This window comes from Janthinobacterium sp. GW821-FHT03C08 (assembly GCF_059420905.1).
This window is the reverse complement of sequence record NZ_JBWKUP010000053.1, coordinates 1-1,029: the sequence shown is the minus strand read 5'-3', so window position 1 is coordinate 1,029 and position 1,029 is coordinate 1. Positions and strand designations below refer to the sequence as shown.

1 protein-coding gene is annotated in these 1,029 nt (G+C 65.6%); it reads left to right on the top strand.

Annotated features, from left to right (window positions below):
* On the top strand, positions 1-1,029 hold a 1,029-nt coding region (locus AC07VL_RS28025; RefSeq protein ID WP_494808754.1), incomplete at both ends, for a condensation domain-containing protein.

Here is a 1,029-nt window from a genome sequence, read left to right as displayed (position 1 = left end):
TACGTCTGCCAGTTGTGGCAGCAGATCCTGGGCATTGAGCGCATCGGCCGGCAAGATAATTTCTTTGCGCTCGGTGGTCATTCGCTGATCGCCGCGATGGTGGTGGCGCGTGTGCGCCAGGATCATCTGATCGAAATGCCGCTGCGCACGCTGTTCGAAGCGGCCACGGTGGCGGCCTTCGCCACACGCATCGAGGCTGCGTTGAACGGACCAGCCGTTGCCAGGACTGTGGTGCGCATGCAGCGCGACGATCAGGCGCCGCTGCCATTGTCGTTCGGACAGCAGCGCTTGTGGTTCCTCGATCAGCTTGAGCCGGCCAATTCCTTCTATAACATCCCGCTCGCGCTGCAATTGCAGGGCGTGCTCGATGGCGACGCGCTGCAACTGGCGGTGCAGGAAATCGTGCGCCGGCATGAAGTGCTGCGCACCACCTTTGCCAGCGTCGACGGCACCGCCGTGCAGGTCATTGCACCGGCCCTGGCGCTGTCCATGCCGCGCAGCGACCTGGCAGCCTTGCCGCCGGCACAGCGCGCGCTGGCCCTGCGTGCGCTGGCCGGGCAGGAAGCCCGGCACGGCTTTGACCTGGCCACCGGCCCCTTGCTGCGTGTGCACCTGGTGCGCATGGCGGCCAACGAACACGTGCTGCTGCTGACCGTGCATCACATCGTTTCGGATGGCTGGTCGACGGGCGTGTTGCTGCATGAGCTGGGTGTTCTGTACCGTGCTTTTGTGCAGGGGCAGGCGTCGCCGTTGCCGGAACTGGCGCTCCAGTATGCCGACTTTGCCCACTGGCAGCGCCAGTGGTTGAGCGGCGAGGTGCTGCAGGCACAGCTCGACTACTGGTCGGCGCGCATGGCCGGCAGTGCGGCCATGCTGAATCTGCCGACGGATCATCCGCGGCCGGCGCTGCAGCAGCATCATGGCGCGCTGCACCGCTTCACCATCGATGCGGCCAGCACCGCTGGCTTGCAGGCGTTGGCGCAGCAGCAGAGTGCCACCCTGTTCATGGTGATGACGGCCGTGTTCAAT